The following is a 19,078-nucleotide window of genomic DNA, read 5'->3' on the forward strand; positions in this document are numbered from 1 at the left end:
CCAGCTGGACCCTGTGGGCTGCGAAAGCGACCGGGCTGCTATTGCCGTGACGGTCTATCCCCGCCCGGCAGCGCCGACTACAACGAACCTAAGTGTTTGTCAGAATACCACCCCTGTTTCGCTGCTATCATCGGTATCGGCCGTGGGTACGCTCAAGTGGTACGCCGATGCCAGTACGACTACCTTCTCGTTAGTAGCCCCCACACCGCCTACAACCACAGTCGGAGCAGTAACGTATTATGTCAGCCAGACCAGTGCCGATGGTTGTGAGAGTGACCGGACCTCCATCACCTTCACGGTTGTTGCGCTACCGGCTGCTCCGGCAGTTTCGCCCACTCCGGTGACTTACTGCCAGGATGTAACGGCTGTTCCTCTGGTGGCTACTGCCACCCCTGGTGGCACATTGAACTGGTACGATGTGGCAACCGGTGGTACGAGCGTTGCATCCTTGATCCCATCGACAGCAGCTTCGGCCAACTACTACGTGAGCCAGACAGTTAACGGCTGCGAAGGACCGCGGGCTACCATTAATGTCATCATCAATGCCAAGCCTGCCAGACCAGCCGTCACCACACCGGTGGCCTACTGCCAGCAGGCTACGGCGAGTCCCCTGAGCGCCACGGCCGGAGCCGGCAATTCGCTGCGCTGGTACGGCACGGCTGTTACCCTGGGTACGGCGACGGTGGTAGCGACGGTTCCTCAAACCGCCACCCCCGGGTTATTGAACTACTATGTAAGCCAGCTGGACCCTGTGGGCTGCGAAAGCGACCGGGCTGCTATTGCCGTGACGGTCTATCCCCGCCCGGCAGCGCCGACTACAACGAACCTAAGTGTTTGTCAGAATACCACCCCTGTTTCGCTGCTATCATCGGTATCGGCCAGGTACACTTAAATGGTACACCGACCCCGTTATTGGTGTAGGTTCTTTGGTTGCCCCCACACCGCCCACAATTACTGTGGGGGCAACCACCTATTATGTTAGTCAGACCAGTGCCGATGGTTGTGAGAGCGATCGGGCATCAATCACCTTTACGGTTCTGCCCTTGCCGGTTGTGCCAACGGTGGCTGCCGGTCCGCTCTTCTATTGTCAGGATGCAACCCCATCACCCCTTGTGGCTACCGCAGCCGGGACGTTGAACTGGTACACAACCCTAACCGGGACTGTGCCGCTGGTTAGTCCGGTACCTTCTACCTCTCTTGCTGGAAGTGCTACCTATTATGTCAGCCAGACCGACGGCAATGGTTGTGAAAGTGCCCGCGCCAGTGTAATCGTTATAACGAGTTCCCGGCCCGCTTTGCCAGCGGTTGTGTTGCCGCCAGCTTACTGCCTGAATGCTGTACCGGCGTCTCTGTCGGCTACGGCGGTTTCCGGTAACACCCTGCGCTGGTATGGAACGGATGAGACCGGCGGAACCGCATCTGTAACCCCCAGCGTACCAGCAACCAATAGCGCCGGTGTTTTCCGCTACTACGTTAGCCAGGTGGATGGCAATGGTTGTGAAAGTTTCCGGACGGCCATCACCGTAACAGTGAATGCGCGGCCAGTCGCTCCGACCACCTTGCCCATTGGTATCTGTCAGGATGCCCCCGTACCCTTGATAACTTCGGCGGTATCGGCTGTTGGCTCCTTAACGTGGTATACGTCGCCGACGGGTACGGGGGCAACAGTAACCCCAACGCTATCCAGCGGCACTGTCGGCGCCACTACGTACTATGTCACGCAGACCGACGGTAACGGTTGTGAGAGTAGTCAGTCGCCTGTTCTGGTAACCGTTAAGCCGCTGCCACCGGCCCCGCTTGTTGCGCCTGGCCCGCTTGTACTCTGCCAGAGTTCGGTAGCGGCCCCGCTGTCGGCAACGGGAACAGGCACCCTGGTTTGGTATGACCCGGCCGGTAATTCCTTTAGTTCACTAACACCGCCCACGACAACGGTTGCTCCCTCTACCTATAAAGTGAGTCAGATTGTTGATGGCTGCGAAGGACCAACAGCCAGCATAACGGTTATTGTCATCGCGAAGCCGAACTTACCAACCCTGACAGTTCCGGGGCCTTATTGTCAATTTGAAGCGCCTGCTCAGCTATCGGCTACAGGTCTTAACCTGAAATGGTTTACAGATCCTGTGGGTGGTACATCCTCTGCTGTAGCCCCCACACCATCGACCAGTACGCCCGGAATCACAACTTACTATGTTACGCAGACGGATGGTAATGGTTGCGAAAGTGACCGGGCTCCCATTGCCGTACGAGTGAAGGTGAAACCCGCGCCACCGGGTACTGCACCGATTAGTTTCTGTGCCAATCAGGTTACCGCCCTGACGGCTACGACTGTCACGGGAGGGACCTTAACCTGGTACGGTACTGATCCAATTGCCGGTCCCCCTACATCAACCGCTCCCGTTCCGGGTACTACGGTTATCGGGGCACCTGTTTTGTACTATGTGAGCCAGACATTGGAAGGCTGCGAAAGTGATAAAGTGGCTATTGCGGTGACCATTCTTGGCTCGCCCGTTGCCCCAACTGTTAGTGCTGCGCCGGTAGTTTACTGTCAGGGAGCTGCATCCCTACCGTTATCCGCAACGGGTACGGGTACGCTCAGCTGGTATACGGTACAAACGGGCGGAACCGCTTCGGCAGTCGCCCCGGTGCCCCAGACTGGTAACCCGACTACGACTTATTACTACGTGAGCCAGACGGTCAACGGCTGCGAAGGACCAAGAGCTACAATTGCGGTTACAATCAATCCTAAACCGGTTGCACCCCTGGTTACGCCATCGCTGGTGTATTGCCAGAATGCTTCGGCCACTATCCTTTCGGCCACGGCCTCCGGCGTTCTGCGTTGGTATGCCGATGCTACCGGGAGTACCGTTATTCCTACGCCCATACCGTCAACGGCTACACCGGGGGTCACTACATACTATGTTAGCCAGATCGATGGCAATGGTTGTGAGAGTGATCGGGCCAGTATTGCCGTTTCGGTAGTGGCGACGCCAGTCGCTCCTGCAACGACGACATTCATTCTCTGCCAAAATTCAGTGTCTGTACCGCTAACTGCTACACCGGCTGCCGGTGGTGTGCTGAACTGGTATACTGGTCCAAGCGGAGGTGTAGGCAGCAGTGCAGCCCCCACACCATCTACAGCACAGGACGGTACGTTTACGTATTATGTTAGTCAGTCGATAAGCGGTTGTGAGGGACCCCGGGTACCCGTTACGGCTATTGTGAAACCGATGCCAACGGCGCCGAGCGTTACATCTACTCTGATTAATACCTGTCTGAATGCTCCACCTGTTGCATTGGGTGCCACTCCATCGGGCGGAGGAACCCTTAACTGGTATACCAGTCAATCGGGGGGCGTTTCAACCTCTACTGCCCCCTTGCCGCCTACAAATCAGGAAGGTACGTTAATGTATTATGTTAGTCAGACGGTGAACGGTTGTGAAGGTTCCCGCACAGCCATTACCGTTGTTGTCAGGGGGCTGCCCGTTGCTCCGGGTGTCAGTGCGACCCCAATAGTCTATTGCCAGGGCAATACGGCTGTAGCGCTGACCGCTACGCCGACAACTGGTGCTACGCTGAACTGGTATAACTCATTGCCCGGCAGTGTTGCTTCAACCGTAGCGCCCACGCCGTCAACGACCACCACCGGCATATTTACGTACTACGTGAGTCAAAGTATAAACGGCTGCGAAGGGCCAAAGGCTCCTATTGTGGTACTCATTCAGGCAACACCGACGGCTCCATCGGTCGGTAGCGGTCAACTCTATTGCCAGGGTGGGGCCGCTACGCCCGTGTCGGCCACGGCGTCGCCGGGTGGCGTGTTAAACTGGTATACCACGCCAACAGGCGGAAATTCCTCGCTAACGCCACCCACGCCAGCATTGACCAGTACGGGTACCGTTCTCTATTACGTGAGTCAAAGTATAAACGGTTGCGAAGGACCACGTGCCACCGTAACCGTAACGATTAAGTCAGCCCCACCCGCCCCCACAGTAGCGGCATCTCCTGCCTTTTGTCAGGGTACTGCTGCCAGTCAGTTAGTAGCAATTCCGTCGCCGGGAGGAACCTTGAGCTGGTACACGGCGCAAACGGGTGGATCGGGATCATCGGTGGCACCCATTCCGGCAACGAGTAGCGCCGGTACCGTGGTGTATTATGTCAGCCAGACAGATATCACGGGTTGTGAGAGTAACCGGGCATCGGTAACGGTGAAGATTAATGCGTTGCCAACGTCGCCCACAACGGCATCGGTCAGTTACTGTCAGGGGGCAACTGCCGTTCCCTTATCTGCACTGGCCAATAATGGCAGCACGTTAAACTGGTACACTGCCCAGGCTGGCGGAACCGCATCCAGCGTTGCTCCCGTGCCGGTTACGACGAGTGCCGGTGTCAATACGTACTTTGTCAGTCAAACAGATGCCAATGGTTGCGAAAGCACCCGAAGTCTCCTGCTGGTTGTCATTTCAGCAACGCCCGCTGCTCCGTCCGTTACGCCACTGGCGCCCGTCTGTCAGAATAGCGTTCCTATAGTGCTACAGGCGGCCGGTCAAAATCTGAAATGGTATGCTGATGCAACTTCCGCAAACAGTATCGGAAATTCGATAACTGTATCGACAGCTCAGGCAGGACCCTATTCATACTACGTCAGCCAGACCGTCAACCAGTGCGAAAGCCCACGGGCGTTGGTGCAGGGCGTGGTCAATGCGTTGCCGCTTCCACCTACCGTTGCCAATATAAACGTTTGTCAGGATGCACCGACCCAGCCACTTACCGCCGTTGGTACAGCCTTGCAGTGGTTCGATAGCAACGACAGTCCGATTTCGGTACCTACACCTGTAACGAAGGTGGATGTGAACCAAACGTATATCTATAAAGTAAGCCAAACCGTCAGCGGGTGTACCAGTGCCAAAGCAACCATGATCTACACGGTCAACGTGACGCCACCACCAACGGTTGTGACACCTGTTGCATACTGCCAGAATGCCGTTGCAAGACCGTTACAGGCAACCGGAAGCAGCTTACGCTGGTATAGCCCCACCGGGGCCGTTACCACAGTGGCTCCCACTCCGCCTACCACGGTTATAACAGCGGGTGCCAGCTATTCTGTCAGTCAGTTGAACACGCTGGGTTGCGAAAGTCGTAAATCAGAAATTAAGGTTACGATCAACGCATTACCCACTGCCAGGCTGGAAGGAACGACAGCTGTTAGCTTGGGTAATTCAGCGATTCTTTCGCTGACCCTCACCGGTACAGGACCTTATAGCTATGTCCTGTCTGACGGGGCCGTTGGCACGGCTGAAACAAGCGCCAGTTCTGACATCACCGTCAGCAAAATAACCGTTACGCCCAGTACCACAACCAGTTATTCTGTCGTGAGTGTTACCAACGCCTGCGGTAATGGTACGGTAAGCGGTGTGGCCACGGTATCCGTGCAAGTGCCTTCTATTCTAACCGGTGTGCTGGGGTCATCATCCATCTGTACGGGAACCCTACTGACTGTACCGTTTTTGACGTCCGGGAAGTTTACAGCGGCTAACACCTTCGTGGTCGAGATTGCTGGGGCAACCGGCGATTCGCTGAGCCGCCGGTATACGCCCATTGCCAATGGCTTATTACAGGGAAATACGATTGTAACGACCATCCCCAACACGGTAGCTGCCGGACTGTATTACATTCGGGTGAGTGCCACAAACGCCCCCTATGCCGTTCCGGGTATCAGAAGCCCAACCTTGCTGACGGTTAAGGCATTGCCAACAGCGTCGTTCAGTGCGAGCAAGCGGTTAATTTATAAGGGAGAAAGCACTGACCTGCTGTTTACCTTGTCCGGTGATGCGCCCTGGAGTGTTTCGTACACGGCTGGTTCGGAGGGTAGGTCTGTCTCGGCAACGAAAAATCTGTTTCCGGTGAGTGTTTCACCCACTGCCACGACGACCTACAAGTTGTGGTCGGTTTCGAATAGCTGCGGTGTCGGCAGAGTTGAAGGCGTCGATACCACCACCATTCGGGTTGATGTCCTACTGGCTGAAGCCGATCCTTTCGGAAATTCGGTGAAGGTATATCCGGTTCCGGCCGATGAAGTGGTTACAGTCGATATTGACCTTCCGCTGCAAAAAGAACCTGCCCAGCTACAGCTGATTGGTTTCGATGGACACGTGGCTGAGCAGTTGTTGACCCGGCAAAAGCAGACAATCCTGCCTCTGGACAAGGTATCTGCCGGAACGTATCTGCTGCACATTACTATCGGAAATAAAACAACGGTGCGTAAGGTTTTAAAACGGTAATTAGTTAATGGTAATTGGGTAGTAAGTTATTGGTTATTAGTTGACGCACAGCCGTTTTGATTAATGACCAATAACTTACTACCCAATTACCCATACCGCTTGTTAGAAAAAATAGGCGTCGTATTGGAATTGGTATATGTTTGTTAAATTGGCTTGTAATCAAATCGTTCTCCTATGCCTCCAGCCGCCCGTTTAACTGATATGCACACCTGTCCGATGACGACGGGACCCGTACCGCATGTGGGCGGCCCCATAGTGGGCCCCGGTTGCCCGACGGTGATGATCGGAGGCTTGCCAGCTGCTCGTGTTGGTGATTCACTGGTGTGCGTTGGACCACCCGATACAATTGTTAAAGGCTCCGCAACGGTACTTATTGGCGGGGCACCGGCAGCCCGAATGGGCGATTCGACTGGTCATGGCGGTACTATTGTGCTCGGTTTCCCAACCGTTATGATTAATGGTTGATTGAGCCGAACGAAAAATTGAGCGGATGCACCCCGGACTACCTACTTCCTAATGAACGTCACATCGCCTTTTATCATCAATTACATTATCTTATTGCTTATCGCTGTAGGCATGACTGCCTGGGCCATATGGATTAACCGGCAGAACGAGTTGATGGCGAACCGACGGTTGCTGTTAACAATTCTGATCGGCGCTTTAATTCTCACCCTCCCCAGCCTGTTTGGTCTGATTGGTCTGGATTTTATTCCGGTAGGCTATATCGTAGTGCAGGTGGTCAGCCTTGTACTTGGCGTTCTTTTTTTGAGCCGTATGCTGGTCGACATGGGACCGGCTTTCGTTACAAAACCAGCTTTCGTCATCCTGCTGGCGGGCAGTATCATCTGTTTCGGTGCTGCGCTGTTTACCCCCGTATTTTATTACCTGAGCAGCTTTTTATACGGCGTCGTTCCCTACGACCTCTGGGCAGCAACCAGCCTGCTCCCGTTTATCCTGCCTATCCTGTTCGCCTATACGTTTAACGCACTGGTGGCCGTTCCCAGTGAGATTTATAAACTCTGGTACTACCCGCGAAATGCGGAAGAAGTGGATATGGACGAAGTCGATTACTTCCGGCTTACCCTGCTGGAGGTTCAGATTCACAAACACCCTGGGCGGAAGGAGCCACCTATTAAAGTAAAGGCCCGCTCAACGGGCAATATGGCTTTCGGGACGTGGTTTCAAAAGCTTATCGACGATTACAATATCAAATTTCCCAACGACCCGATCAGGACTTTCGATGAATCGGCTCACGAGTATGGCTGGTCGTTTTATAGTATCAAACCGTCCCTTTTCCGGTTGCGGAATTATATTGATTTTGAAAAAACAATAGCCGAGAATAACCTTAGCGAAAACCACCTGATTGTGGCCAAGCGAGTGGAAGAATTTGCCTAACAGCCTATGTTATTCCCTAAAAATCACCTGCCGGTAAACTGGGTCGATGGCATGAAGCTGTCGCAGCAGCATTTTGTTGATACCGATCATCAGATTCAGGATTTGGTACGCGATTCGGTATCGCTGTTCCTGACTAGCTACAACTATGGCTTATTACCACCGGTACGCGGCACGTCGGTAGCCCATGAGTTCGATCTGCTCGAAAAAAACGGCAATTATGTCGAAGTTCGTTTGTTTCGCTGCAACGCCATCACGCAGGGCGGCTGTCGTATCGCCATTAATCCGGATGTGCTGAAGTTTACGGTGTTGACGGCTTCGTTTGCTATTGCTCAACAAACGGAAAGCCAGCAGCCCGTCGGGTATGATATTGTGCTGGCCGTAAATCCGTTCGAGAAAGTGCCCGTTGGTAATCCCAATCCCGAAGAGTCTCCGCTGCGGCATCCATACACCGAGTATGGCTATGAGTTGATGGTCGTTGCGTCTCAGCACGTCAATGCGGATGAACTGGGCCAGCACCATCTGATTATCGGGAAAGCGATCTATCACGAAGGACAATATATTATCGACAGCCAATACATTCCGCCCTGTGCCTCTATTTCCAGCCATCCCCGACTGATTCAGTATTACAAAAACTTTGGCTGGGGGTTAAACGAGATTCAGGTGAGTTCCTTCAAGATCATCCGCAAGGTTTTCGAGCAGCAGCAGCCATCCGATATTGCCCGTCATGTTCAGCATCTCTGCAACCGGATACTGGACTATTTAGGAACTGTATTTTTCGATTACCGCAATATGGACCATCAGCACCCGCCGGTGGTTCTGGTAGGTTATTTTGCCAATCTGACCAGTATTATCTATACCGGTTTGTACTGCATGCCAAGTCGTCAAAAAGAAGAACTGCTGCATTACTTTTTCGAATGGACAAACGTAACGCCGGGCCAGTTCGAAGAACTCCTTTTGCGCTTGCTTGAACATGATTACAACCACAACCAGATTGGGGTTGCCATGCAGGCCATCGAGCAATTTCTGGGTGTCTTTACCAAACTCTGGAATAAGCTCAGTACACTTGAATACATCGGGCAGCGGAAAGAAACGATTCTGGTGCATGAGGAGGCTCCCATCCAGATCGCGCCCAGCCGGCGGGGCTGGAATATTCTGGACTGATAGGTAGCCCGGTTTCACTGTCGAAATACCTGAAGTTGTTGTACACTAACCCGGCTTCCTGATCGTCAAACTGCCCATATCCCAGAAAGGTATGCCAGCGTTGGGGGCCGGTTAGGCTGCGCTTTTTTCCGAACAGACACCAGCGCCATTCCCATACCGGATCACCGTGCTCATTATGCATGGACAAGGGTTGCCCCAGATAATTACAGACCACGCTGTAGCTGTTTTTACCCGCCTGAAGTATGGTGACCTCAGCGCCCCGCGCTGTATACCAGGTGAGTTGAACCGGTTCGCTGCCCGTGCGCTCATGCCATTCGTGCAGTAGCCGGTTGCCGTCCCATGCCCAGCGTACCTTGTAGTCGTTGACGGTTTTCTGAATGCGACGTCCGAGTGCATCGTATTCGAACGCAACCACGCTGCCATCCGGGCAGATAACCTGGTGCAACCAGCCTGATTCATGCCATACAAACTGCCATACCTTTCCGGCAATCTGTTTTTCGCGCAGATACCCCTCGGAATCGTAGTAAAATCTTGCCGGTCCCGCCAGAATGAGCTGCCAGCCGACTTCACTGGCTCTGGCGGCTGGCTTTAGTAACACTTGCTGATAGCGTGACCGTTGCGGAAGCCAGTGGTCGACCCATCCGGCAGACCCGACGGCCTCCATCAGTTCATTGGCTGAATCATAAAGCAGCGTGGCCGTACCGAAACGGGAGTCCTGCAGCCGGGTGAGTTGCTGGTGCTGCCATTGGTAGGTTTGCGAACGGGCGGCCTGCAGGCGACTTCCCCAAAAGAGCTGATGACTGGTAGGCAGTGGCCCCTGGTCATACTGCCAGCGACTGCGCAGACTGCCGGGCATAAGGCACTCTGCCAAACGACCCAGGCGGTCGTGGGTAAATTCGAGTTGCCAAGGTCCGTGTTGTTGCCGGGTCAGCAGACTGCGGCTGTCATAAGTGTAGGCAGCATTGGCCTGAGCCGACGATTGTAGATTTGTTCGGTTACCGGCCTTGTCATACACCGTTTCCACCACGGTATTACCCGCCGTTTCGGTAATGATTTTTCCCAGCGGATCGCGCTCGAACTGAACCAGGGTGGTGGGTGTACTGGCTTCCATCAGCCAGCCATCCGGGCGATAGGTATAATGGTGCCAGCTTCCGTCGGAGAACAGCACTTCGGTCATACGTCCGGCAGCATCGTAATGAAAACGGGTTGAACGGCCATCGGGTCGGCAATAGTCGCGCACTCGCCCGGCGGCATCCCGGACGAACCGCCAGCTGAGTTTATCTTTGCTCCGAAGCTCAATGAGTTTGCCGTCGTTTGTATAAACTGGCTGGTATTCAGAAACCGCTTTCGGTTGGTTTGCGGGTACGGGTTTGGTTGCGGTACTCGTGTCGGGGTTCGAGTTTATCAACTGCCCAAGCGCGTTGAACGACCGGGTCGTTTTTCGGCCGGTTTCCGTTGTTTCTTCTGCCGGGTAGCCGTATAGGTCGTACGCCCAGCGGGTCCAGCCTTCTCTTAAGTTTCTGCGTTCACGGAGCCAGCCGTCCCGGTTGTAGCTGAAGGTCGTTTCGGCACCAACCGGATTCAGGCAGGACTGGAGTTGCCCGGTTTCGGTATACGACCACTGCCAAACGCCATTGGCCCGGTCTACCAGTTCCAATAACTGGCTGTCGTCGTTATAGCGCATCCGTATCTGTCCACCGTCCGGCCAGTCTATTTCTATCCTGTTGCCTTTTGGGTCGTAGGTATAGAACGTGGTGTTGCCAAGCGTATCTTGCTCACTTTCCAGTTCGCCGTATTCGTTAAAGAGCCAAACGCGTTGTTGCCCCCCTTCGCTGATAAACCGCTGAACGACTCCGGCTTCGTGCGTGTATTGCCTGACTCGGTTGACGGAGTCCGTAACCACCGTACGCCCTTCATCAGGCAGGTAATCAAAGCGGAGTGAAATTGGGCTTCCGCTCCATTTCAGCGTGTTGCACCGATAAGCTGTGTCGATTTTTCCGTACGTGAAGAACGCATTTTGGCTGAAACGGTCCGTTAGCCGGACAAGTCGATTCTGGCGGTAACTGTATTGGGCCGTACGGCTACCCGCCACATGCACATCGGTCAGATTATGGGTTTCGTCGTATCCGTAGGCAACCAGTATAAACTCTTTCAGTGGCTGGTCGGCGGCCGTGATGGTCAGCCGTATAATATTTCCCTGCGGATCGGTAGTTACATCGATCACACGCTGAAAATCATCGCTTATGCGCCGTAAATGTCCTGCTCGGGTATAACTGAACTGAAGACGGTGGGGCAAGTGAGGGCTATCGACCGCCATTAGCCGATAAAGACTGTCACCCGGATTTCGGGCAAAACGGTAGCCCAGCCCGTCGGTCCCCCGGAGCCGGTAGCCTTGATCGTCGTGGCTAAGCTGAAGCTTTTCGGTACGATTCAGGTACTGCTCACCTTTGGCCAACTGTGGAAACAGTATACCCCGATTATCGGGCAACCGGACCACCACCCGCCCGCTGGTCTGATCTTCCAGCAGGTCAAAATCGTAAGCGTGCCGCCACCCGCCACCCAATGAGCCGGTTGTTACTTTATGGGAGCGGTAAAACCGTTTCCACCGGAAGGGAACAGGCCCCGGAATCTCTACGTCGACTTCCTCAACCAGCACTTCTCCCGATGCTACATCGACAAAGCGGCCATTGAACGTCCGTCGTTCCCAGGGCAACACCTGACAATCGTCGGGCGTTAAGGCCAGTCGATTCAGCAGTTGAGCAAGCTGTTCCGGGTTTTCTTCACCAGCAGGCAATGCAGCGTTTATGGCCGGGTAAAGTAACCGTCGCAAACCAGACCGAAACGCGGGTGTTTCCATGGGTTTATAGTTAATGGTTATTAGTGATTGGTTCGTGGGTTGTTGAGTTATTGGTTAGAGAGCTGATTATCGGTGAGTAACTGATAACACATTAACTAATAAACATCCCCAATTACCACCGTCGGTTTCCGAGGAGTTGGGTTAATAGCTCATCGGCTTTTCGTCTTTTGTCCGGGGTTTGCTGTCGCTGCCAGTACTGTCTGCCTATCTCTGGCAAACGGGCTACCGGGTGCTGTTCGGGCGGCAGGTGTTCGGCCAGCGTAAACAGCCGTATGTAATGCTCTTCAGACAGGCGGCTCCGGCCATTCTGTTCATAGGCCAGAGCCAGCCGACGGTGGCTCTCGATAGCCAGTAACCACTCTTTCAGATGTTCGGCCCGACTACTGGCCAGTTCATACTCATTAATAGCCCGTTGTCGCTGTCGGGTAGTTTCGTAGATCTCACCAGCCCCCAGCCAGGCCACCAGACTGATTCGACCGGCGAGCGCATCGCCCGCGTCGTACAGAGGCTCCATTTGGTCAATCACCCGTTTGTAGCGGTCCAGTGCGTCTTCGTGACGCCGGTGATCTTTATAGGCCTGGGCAACGGCCAGGTGAACGCTACCCTCGAGAGCAGCCCAGCGTTCCTGTTGGCAGATCAGCTCACACTTCTGGGCAAAATACAGTACATCCGGCAAATCTCGCTGGGTGAGGGCGGTACTCATCTCGGCATGCCACTGCCGGAATTTTACGTCGGGTGCCATAGGTGAACCGAGCGCGGCCACCTGGTGAATGACCTTCTGAAGCTGGAGGTTAATCGCGTTTGAGCAGACCTCTTGTCGAAACCGGCCGGGTAATGTGGCCAGTTGCTCGGCACCGATGGTATCCATAATAAGGATGCGAACCGTTGGCGAAAGACCACCCATCAGCAGAGCCGTCAGCGTCCGGTCCAGTACTATATTACTGGCCGTTGCCTGAGGCAGCAGGCATAACACCAGCAAGCCATCAGTATAGGTACGTAGCCGGGCGTCCAGCAGATTTACAGACGATATGAAGCGGGTGATCGGGTCTTGCTTTGCCCCGTTCGCTTCAGTCGGCCACTGGATACGAATGTTCTGATCGGCCAGCAGGAGCAAATCGTGGCCAACCTGTTCGGAAAGGTCGGCCAGTGCCTGTTCGAAAAACGTTTGCCAGTGCTGAACGGGTGTATCGAGGGTGATGAAAATGTCGTTGGAGACCGCTTGTGGGCCGGTCTGTTTTTGCAGAAACAAAGTCAGAAACCAATGTTCGTCGGGGGTAAATAACCAACGGCACAGGCGGGCATCGGGCAGCCGTCGGAATTCCTGCCAAAGCCGTTCAAGAACAGATATACGCTGGCTTAGCGGATTCATTATACGCGGTGGGGTGGTCTGTTAACTTGTATGTTTAATTAATCATAACCATTGATCCTTTGATGGCTGTCATGCCTGAGCTTTTGACGTTCAGCGTACCCGACCCTTCCACATCGGTTATGGCTCCTTTGATGTTCATCTGGGCCGATGCTTCTACTTTAACCTGCGTACCTTTGATGTTAACGGCTTGCTTGGCATCTAAGGTAATGGTGTTTCCAGATAACACGATTTCGGGGGCTTCGATGGTCACTTTCGCGGTGGCTTTGACAATAATATTTTTCGAAGAGTTGATCGTTATATCGCCACCCGCGCTCGGCACGGAGATCTTGACGAAGTTCTTCTCATCTACTTGCAGATGAATTTCTTTCACGCTGGGCTTTTCAATAAACGTCAGCGTGCTACCACTCCCTACGCTGATGTGCTTTTCTTCGTCGGGCTTGCTAGTGTCCATGCCACTATTTTTACCGTGGGGTAAGGCGCCAATGACAAAGGGGCGTTCGGGGTTGTTGTACTCGAAGCCAACCATGACCTGGTCGCCAATGGTTGGCACAAACTGAAAGCCACGCGTTTTTTTGTTATCCGTATGAACTCCAAAGTGCGGCTGAGTCATCCGGATAAAAGGGGTCGATTCCGAGCCACTCATCCAAAGCAGCTTTACCTTTACCCGCCCCATGCCTTTGGGGTCTTTAATGTCAGTAACCTGACCAATCTGCGTTTGAGCCAGTGGACGAACCAATTTGCGCACGGGCATAGCGGCTACATCGGCCGGAATGGCCCGAAACCTGTTTGTGTATTCGCCAACACCACTTACATAATGCACAATATCAGTGACGAGGTAGGGGACTGACTGCCCGCCTTTTCCCCTTGCAGAGTCCTTAACCACAATTTTACTGCCCGGAAACAGACCCGGAACCCGAGCTTGCCCTTCCATATATTTTTCTTCGGCGGTTAGGGAAGCATGGCGACTATCGCGGTAATCGGGCATATCGGCAGCCGTCTGGGCCGGATGGGGCGTAATGACACCACTCGTTTCCGGCTTATCATAAGGAGCTTTGTCTTTGGCTGTTTCTGATTCCAGCCGTTTGTCTTCTTCGGCTAAATAGTCATACTGTTTAAAGTAGGCGGGTACCGCTCGGACGCCCGTACGGAAGTGCGTTAAATTGGCACCAAAGGTCAGGTTTAACGTAGAGGTTGTACCCGGGCTGGTCGTGAATCGGAGTACCGAACCATCGTAATAAAACCAGGCACCAAAATCGTGAGCCAGCCGCTTTATGAAGTGCCAGACCGACTCTGTGTAGCGAACACAAAACGGTAGCTTGGCGGGTTTTATGCTGCCGGCTACATTTTTCACCTGCGTGTAGCTACTCAGGCATTTATTCACAATATCGGTGATCGATAAGTCGGTGAATGTCTGGGTGCCGGCTACCGTCAGCAGGGATTCGCAATGGCCGTGCCCGCTTATGATCATTTGGCCCCAGTAGCCATCATCCTGCTGTTTTAACTCGGTCTGGGTAATCACGCCCTTAAATTCCAGCGGTGGCCCCTCACCAGCTGCTTTGACGGTAAGCTCTATTGATTTTCGATTCAATTTTTCAGGTTGATCGGAGAACAGCACCACTAATTCGTCAACGGAGTCATGTTCAAAAACAACCCGAAATTCATGTGTGGTATGAATAGACTGCTGTAAGGTTATGGAGTGGAACGTCGGGATTTTTTTTCCCTCAATGAGCAGGGTTGTTTCGACAACAGGAGAGTAAACTGGCATAGCAGGAAAAAGCGAATAAATAGAAAGTAGGCAAGCAGATTCTGGAACGGAAGGGTAGATACGGATGGTGGCGATTACCGGAATTAACCGCACCGAATGTAAGAAAACGCTTGTCGATTCACAACCTATTCTGTTTATTGGTTAATATTTGTTTAATAGGTTGCTCTGTTTGCTCGTAAGTCGCTATGAATCAGGTATTTTATCGCCATCCAATTCGCTTTGGCCCGATCATGGTCGGGCAGGAAATGCCGACCTGCGGTGTAGGTACTTCAATTGCTCAGGTGCTCTATTTATTGCTGCACACCCGCTATGGAGAGTTACGAAGTGACCGCTCGTTCGGCTGTAAAATCTGGGATTTCGACTACGACCGTACGGTTAGCAATGCCCACTGGGTTACTCAGTTGTGTGAGTCGCTGGAAGCCGCCATTCAGCGGCATGAACGACGGTTGACGAAGCCACAGGTGAGTGTGCAGTTCCAGCCGGTAGAACATCGGCTGGATGCGCTTCCTGAAGATTATCAGCAGTTGGCGACGGTGACAATAAGCGCCACCCTGGTCGAAACAGAAGAGCCATTCCGGTTTACAACCCAATTGCACCTGGGTCATCTGTCGACTCGCTGAATCTTGGTTTATAACGACACACCCACTACTCGAATTACCTCCTATGCCACTGAGCGACCAGCGGTCTTTTTTTTCTAAAGAGTCTATACAGCAGCGTTTGTTATTGCACATTATGCAAATGTGGGGTGTCCAGGATTTGAATCACCTGGATTCATTCGTGCAGATGCTGATCGATACCCTGGCCAATGAAGTTTACCGGATCAGTAATGAGTTCATGGAGTCGGAGGTGCGCGTTCTGGAGCGGCTGGCCGACCTGCTAACGCCCGACCTTCTGACCATACCTCGCCCGGCCCATGCTGTTGTTCAGGCCAATCCGGGCCAGCCGGTTGTTGAATTAACGCCGGTTCAGAGTCTGCTTTTTCAGCAGAAGTATGCTTCTCAACAGTTGGGTGAGCTGGATAGTGTTCAGGACTTGTTCTTTTCGCCCGTCGAGTCGGTCAAACTTATTGATGGCCGGGTGGCTTATCTGGCTTCGGGTTCACAACTTCAGTCCATTCACACCCAGTTGGGCAAACGCCTGGTCGCCCAAACGCTGCCCCTGCAAAAACTGGCGCCCAAAACGCTGTGGATCGGGTTAGAAATTAACCCGGCCGTCGACTCACTCGATCGGGTGAGTTTCTTCTTCAACTGGCCCGACGATGTAGAGCACCAGCCTTTGCTGTCGCTGCTTAGTTTGAGCCGCTGGTCTTTAAACGGAGACCCGATAGCGACGGCTGTCGGCTCTGCCAGCCAGGAGGACAGCCAGATGGATATGGATGATGCGACCCGGTTGTTTTCGGAATACGACGTCAATTACCAGCTCGAACAGGATATCCGCCAGAATTACCAGCGTCGGTTTATCCATATCGAGCAGCCGATGACGCAGCCGTTGGCGGGTGTAGTGCAACCGTATCCACCCGCCTTTGCTGCCGCTTTTGGGGCTCAAAACTTAAAAGCCCTGGAGAGCGGGACGCTTGTGTGGCTGGAGGTCACGTTTCCGGCCCGCTTTACTGAAGAGGTGCTGGAGAAAGTACTGGTAGAATTGAATGCCTTCCCTGTACTGAACCGGAAACTAAATCGAATTCTTTACCGGACGATGGCCAATTTCAACCTGTTGCCTCTCCGAACTGACCCGTTCGAAACGCTGCTGATGGTTAAGGCCGTGGTTGATAGTAAGGATCGGGTCTTTATTGCCCACCCGTTTCATAAGGCAGAAGATATCAGCTCGGGCGGGTATGCGGTTCGCCGGGGGGGCGTGGAGCGCTTCGATGTGCGTAACGCCCGCGAGCAGCTGACATTTCTGCTGGAATTGCTGCGGGATGAGTCGGTTGCTTTTGCGGTGTATGGGCAGGACACCATCCGGTTATTACTAACACAGCTTCAGGACCAGATCGAGCGGCTTGAACGCAAAATTTATAATACAAACATGCCGCCCCTGACCATCAATCAATACGTTACGTTCAAGCCTTTCGAAGCGGGCGATTCGATGCAGGTCGACTTCTGGACAACCACCTGCGAGTTGGCTAATAAGATTCCTGCCGGTACCTACTTACAGGCCTACAATACCAATAGCCTGGCAGGCGACAGCATTAAGCTGCTGACCGGCACGACCGGCGGTCGTAGTCGGCCATCGGCATTGCACCGGGTTCAAACGTACCGGTATGCGCTCATGACGCATCAGCGGATTATCACTCAGGAGGATGTACGGGCCTTTTTTTACCACGAACTGGGGCCTTTGCTGAAATCGGTAACGATTCGGAAGGGAGTTGCCATTGGCAAAACAGTAAAAGAAGGATTAATGCGTACCGTTGATATTATCGTAAAACCGGCTGAGGATTGTACCTTGACTGAATCGGAGTGGAAAGTCGTACTCGAGAGCGTTCATCAGAAACTGATTCAACGCTCGGGTCAGGTCACTACGTACCGACTATTTTTAGATGAAGTGCTGCTACCTGTTTAACTTTCGGTAATGTACCTACGTATCGCCCTGTTACGCGCCCTCTTCTGGATCTTTGCCACAGCCGCCCTTATTACGCTGCCCGAGCAGGCTGTGGCCCAGGACTCCCTGACGTATAGTATCGATAGCTCGCTAACACTTGCGCCACCCACTGTGATTGATGCTACTATTTCCGGGAAATGGCGATTGAGTACGTTTATCGGTTACCACAGGCTTTATGAAAAAGGGTATTTGAACGAATTGTATCTAAAGCATGGACTGCATGCCAGTCTGACAGCGGATTATTTCATCGGTCCGCACTTGGGTATAGGGGTGCTGGTCGGGTATCAGAGCCTACAGGTCGACAAGTCGTACAACCAAAGTTCGGTCATCCCTATCAACTCCTATGCCCGCACCTTGCCGCTAACGGCGTTGCACACCTTCATGCTGACAGTTGGCCCTGCTTTATCGGTCAGCCTCAGTAAACGATTGTCACTAAATGCGAATCTTCGCGGAGGACTGTTTTACCATAGTGTCCCGGTGTTGAGCGCTTACTCCCTCAGTTATACCAACGGCGATTTACTGAACGGGAAACTGGTGGCAACCACAATCCTGCCGACAAGCCAGCGGGTTCAACCGGGGGCTAATGCGCTTTTAAGTCTCAACTATCAGGTTACCAGTCAATTTAGCCTGGGGCTGGCTGCCAGTGCTTCATATAGTTCTGTTCGTTATGCGCGATTGAATACGGCTAACGATTTCAGCCAGAAACAGCTGGACCTGCCCACTTACGGGGCGCAGATCACGGCATCGTTTCGGTTGGCGCCCGCATCGCCCTCGTCGGTCGTGGTCGCCAGTCAGCCAAAGGTTGTGGAATCCGGCCAGCCGGTACCGGTCTGTTATCCCCCTTTGCTCGACCCGGCCCAGTCCAATCTTTTCAGGGTGGGCGGTATTGAACGGCCGGTGTTCAGGTGGCGCAGCAGTGCCCCGATCTATACCGAGGGCGAACAGTACACCGTCCAGATTTACACCTTGCCGGGTAATAAGCTGGTATACGAAAAAGTGCTCAAGGAGCAGCAGTTAGCCTGGCCTTCTCAACTACCGCTACCGGATACCGCCAGCTTTTATTTTTATACCGTCTACACCAGCCGGATTAGTGAGTACGGGCATTTATGCCGCAGCGAACCTGTTGCCGGAACCATTTCTTTTTTCAAAGGCCAGCCAACAAATAAGCCCTTAATGACCCGACCATCGTTCCGGACATATGCCATTAAACTATACGAACTAGCGTCAGCAAAGGTGGCCCCGCCCGATTTGGAACGCGTTAATTTCTTTATGCGGACGCTGCAAAAAGTTGGCCTGCTCATCAATCCGCAGACAACGACGACCGGCCAGTCGGCTACCCCCGCCGATTCGACTCAGCTCGTTATGCAGACACCGCCTAAACTTGTTTATGAAGGGCCCGTAGAGGAGTCGGCGTTTGCCTGGCCTGCCAGGGTTCCGCTGCCTGCCCGGCCAACCGCCTACGAATACATCATCAGCGCTCTTGATAACCAGGAGGTCGCTCAGCGCAGCTACCTGATCGTAGAACCAAATGGCTGTTACACGATCATTGGCGACGATACAAAGAATTCGTTTTTACGATTCAGGGGAGCACCGGCTGCCGTGGTGGTACCGCCCGATCCGGTGCCTGTAAACAAGAAATAACGATGAGCCGCGCC

Annotated in this window: 10 protein-coding genes and 1 pseudogene; 8 read left to right on the forward strand and 3 right to left on the reverse strand. The window is 53.4% G+C overall.

Annotated elements, in window-relative coordinates:
- The 5 genes and pseudogenes from NT073_RS27540 to NT073_RS27560 all read left to right on the forward strand — a co-directional run.
- Window positions 1–892, forward strand: a pseudogene (locus NT073_RS27540) (hypothetical protein); the annotation flags it as partial.
- Window positions 831–6,278, forward strand: coding sequence for a T9SS type A sorting domain-containing protein (locus tag NT073_RS27545; protein WP_297380327.1), 5,448 nt, complete (start codon window positions 831–833; stop codon window positions 6,276–6,278). The pseudogene NT073_RS27540 and the gene NT073_RS27545, both read left to right, overlap by 62 nt.
- Before the next feature lie 174 nt (window positions 6,279–6,452).
- A complete protein-coding gene (locus tag NT073_RS27550; RefSeq protein WP_297380329.1) occupies window positions 6,453–6,743 on the forward strand; it encodes a PAAR domain-containing protein in 291 nt (96 codons plus the stop codon).
- Window positions 6,744–6,794: 51 nt separating this feature from the next.
- Window positions 6,795–7,673: a TssN family type VI secretion system protein gene (locus tag NT073_RS27555; protein ID WP_297380332.1), complete on the forward strand. Its 879-nt coding sequence runs from the start codon at window positions 6,795–6,797 to the stop codon at window positions 7,671–7,673.
- A 6-nt stretch (window positions 7,674–7,679) separates the two neighbouring features.
- Window positions 7,680–8,834: a hypothetical protein gene (locus tag NT073_RS27560; protein ID WP_297380335.1), complete on the forward strand. Its 1,155-nt coding sequence runs from the start codon at window positions 7,680–7,682 to the stop codon at window positions 8,832–8,834.
- Here the strand turns inward: NT073_RS27560 and NT073_RS27565 are convergent.
- The 3 genes from NT073_RS27565 to NT073_RS27575 form a co-directional block, all read right to left on the reverse strand.
- The gene (locus NT073_RS27565) at window positions 8,728–11,691 is read right to left on the reverse strand and encodes a DUF6531 domain-containing protein (protein ID WP_297380337.1); all 2,964 of its coding nucleotides are present in this window, start codon (window positions 11,689–11,691) and stop codon (window positions 8,728–8,730) included. The genes NT073_RS27560 and NT073_RS27565 overlap by 107 nt on opposite strands.
- Before the next feature lie 112 nt (window positions 11,692–11,803).
- Window positions 11,804–13,060 carry a hypothetical protein gene (locus NT073_RS27570; protein ID WP_297380339.1) on the reverse strand — a complete coding sequence of 419 codons (1,257 nt, stop codon included), beginning with the start codon at window positions 13,058–13,060 and terminating at the stop codon, window positions 11,804–11,806.
- A gap of 34 nt (window positions 13,061–13,094) precedes the next feature.
- A complete protein-coding gene (locus NT073_RS27575) occupies window positions 13,095–14,825 on the reverse strand; it encodes a contractile injection system protein, VgrG/Pvc8 family (RefSeq protein ID WP_297380342.1) in 1,731 nt (576 codons plus the stop codon).
- A gap of 185 nt (window positions 14,826–15,010) precedes the next feature.
- On the opposite strand from NT073_RS27575, the gene NT073_RS27580 reads away from it, so the two are divergent.
- Genes NT073_RS27580 through NT073_RS27590 form a run of 3 tightly spaced genes read left to right on the forward strand, consistent with a single transcriptional unit; the run spans window position 15,011 to window position 19,064 of the window.
- The gene (locus NT073_RS27580) at window positions 15,011–15,445 is read left to right on the forward strand and encodes a GPW/gp25 family protein (RefSeq protein ID WP_297380344.1); all 435 of its coding nucleotides are present in this window, start codon (window positions 15,011–15,013) and stop codon (window positions 15,443–15,445) included.
- Window positions 15,446–15,488: 43 nt separating this feature from the next.
- A complete protein-coding gene (locus tag NT073_RS27585) occupies window positions 15,489–17,384 on the forward strand; it encodes a hypothetical protein (protein WP_297380346.1) in 1,896 nt (631 codons plus the stop codon).
- A 9-nt stretch (window positions 17,385–17,393) separates the two neighbouring features.
- Window positions 17,394–19,064 carry a hypothetical protein gene (locus NT073_RS27590; RefSeq protein ID WP_297380349.1) on the forward strand — a complete coding sequence of 557 codons (1,671 nt, stop codon included), beginning with the start codon at window positions 17,394–17,396 and terminating at the stop codon, window positions 19,062–19,064.
- Window positions 19,065–19,078: the final 14 nt, after the last annotated feature.

Source organism: Spirosoma sp. (genome assembly GCF_026391055.1).
GTDB lineage: Bacteria > Bacteroidota > Bacteroidia > Cytophagales > Spirosomataceae > Spirosoma.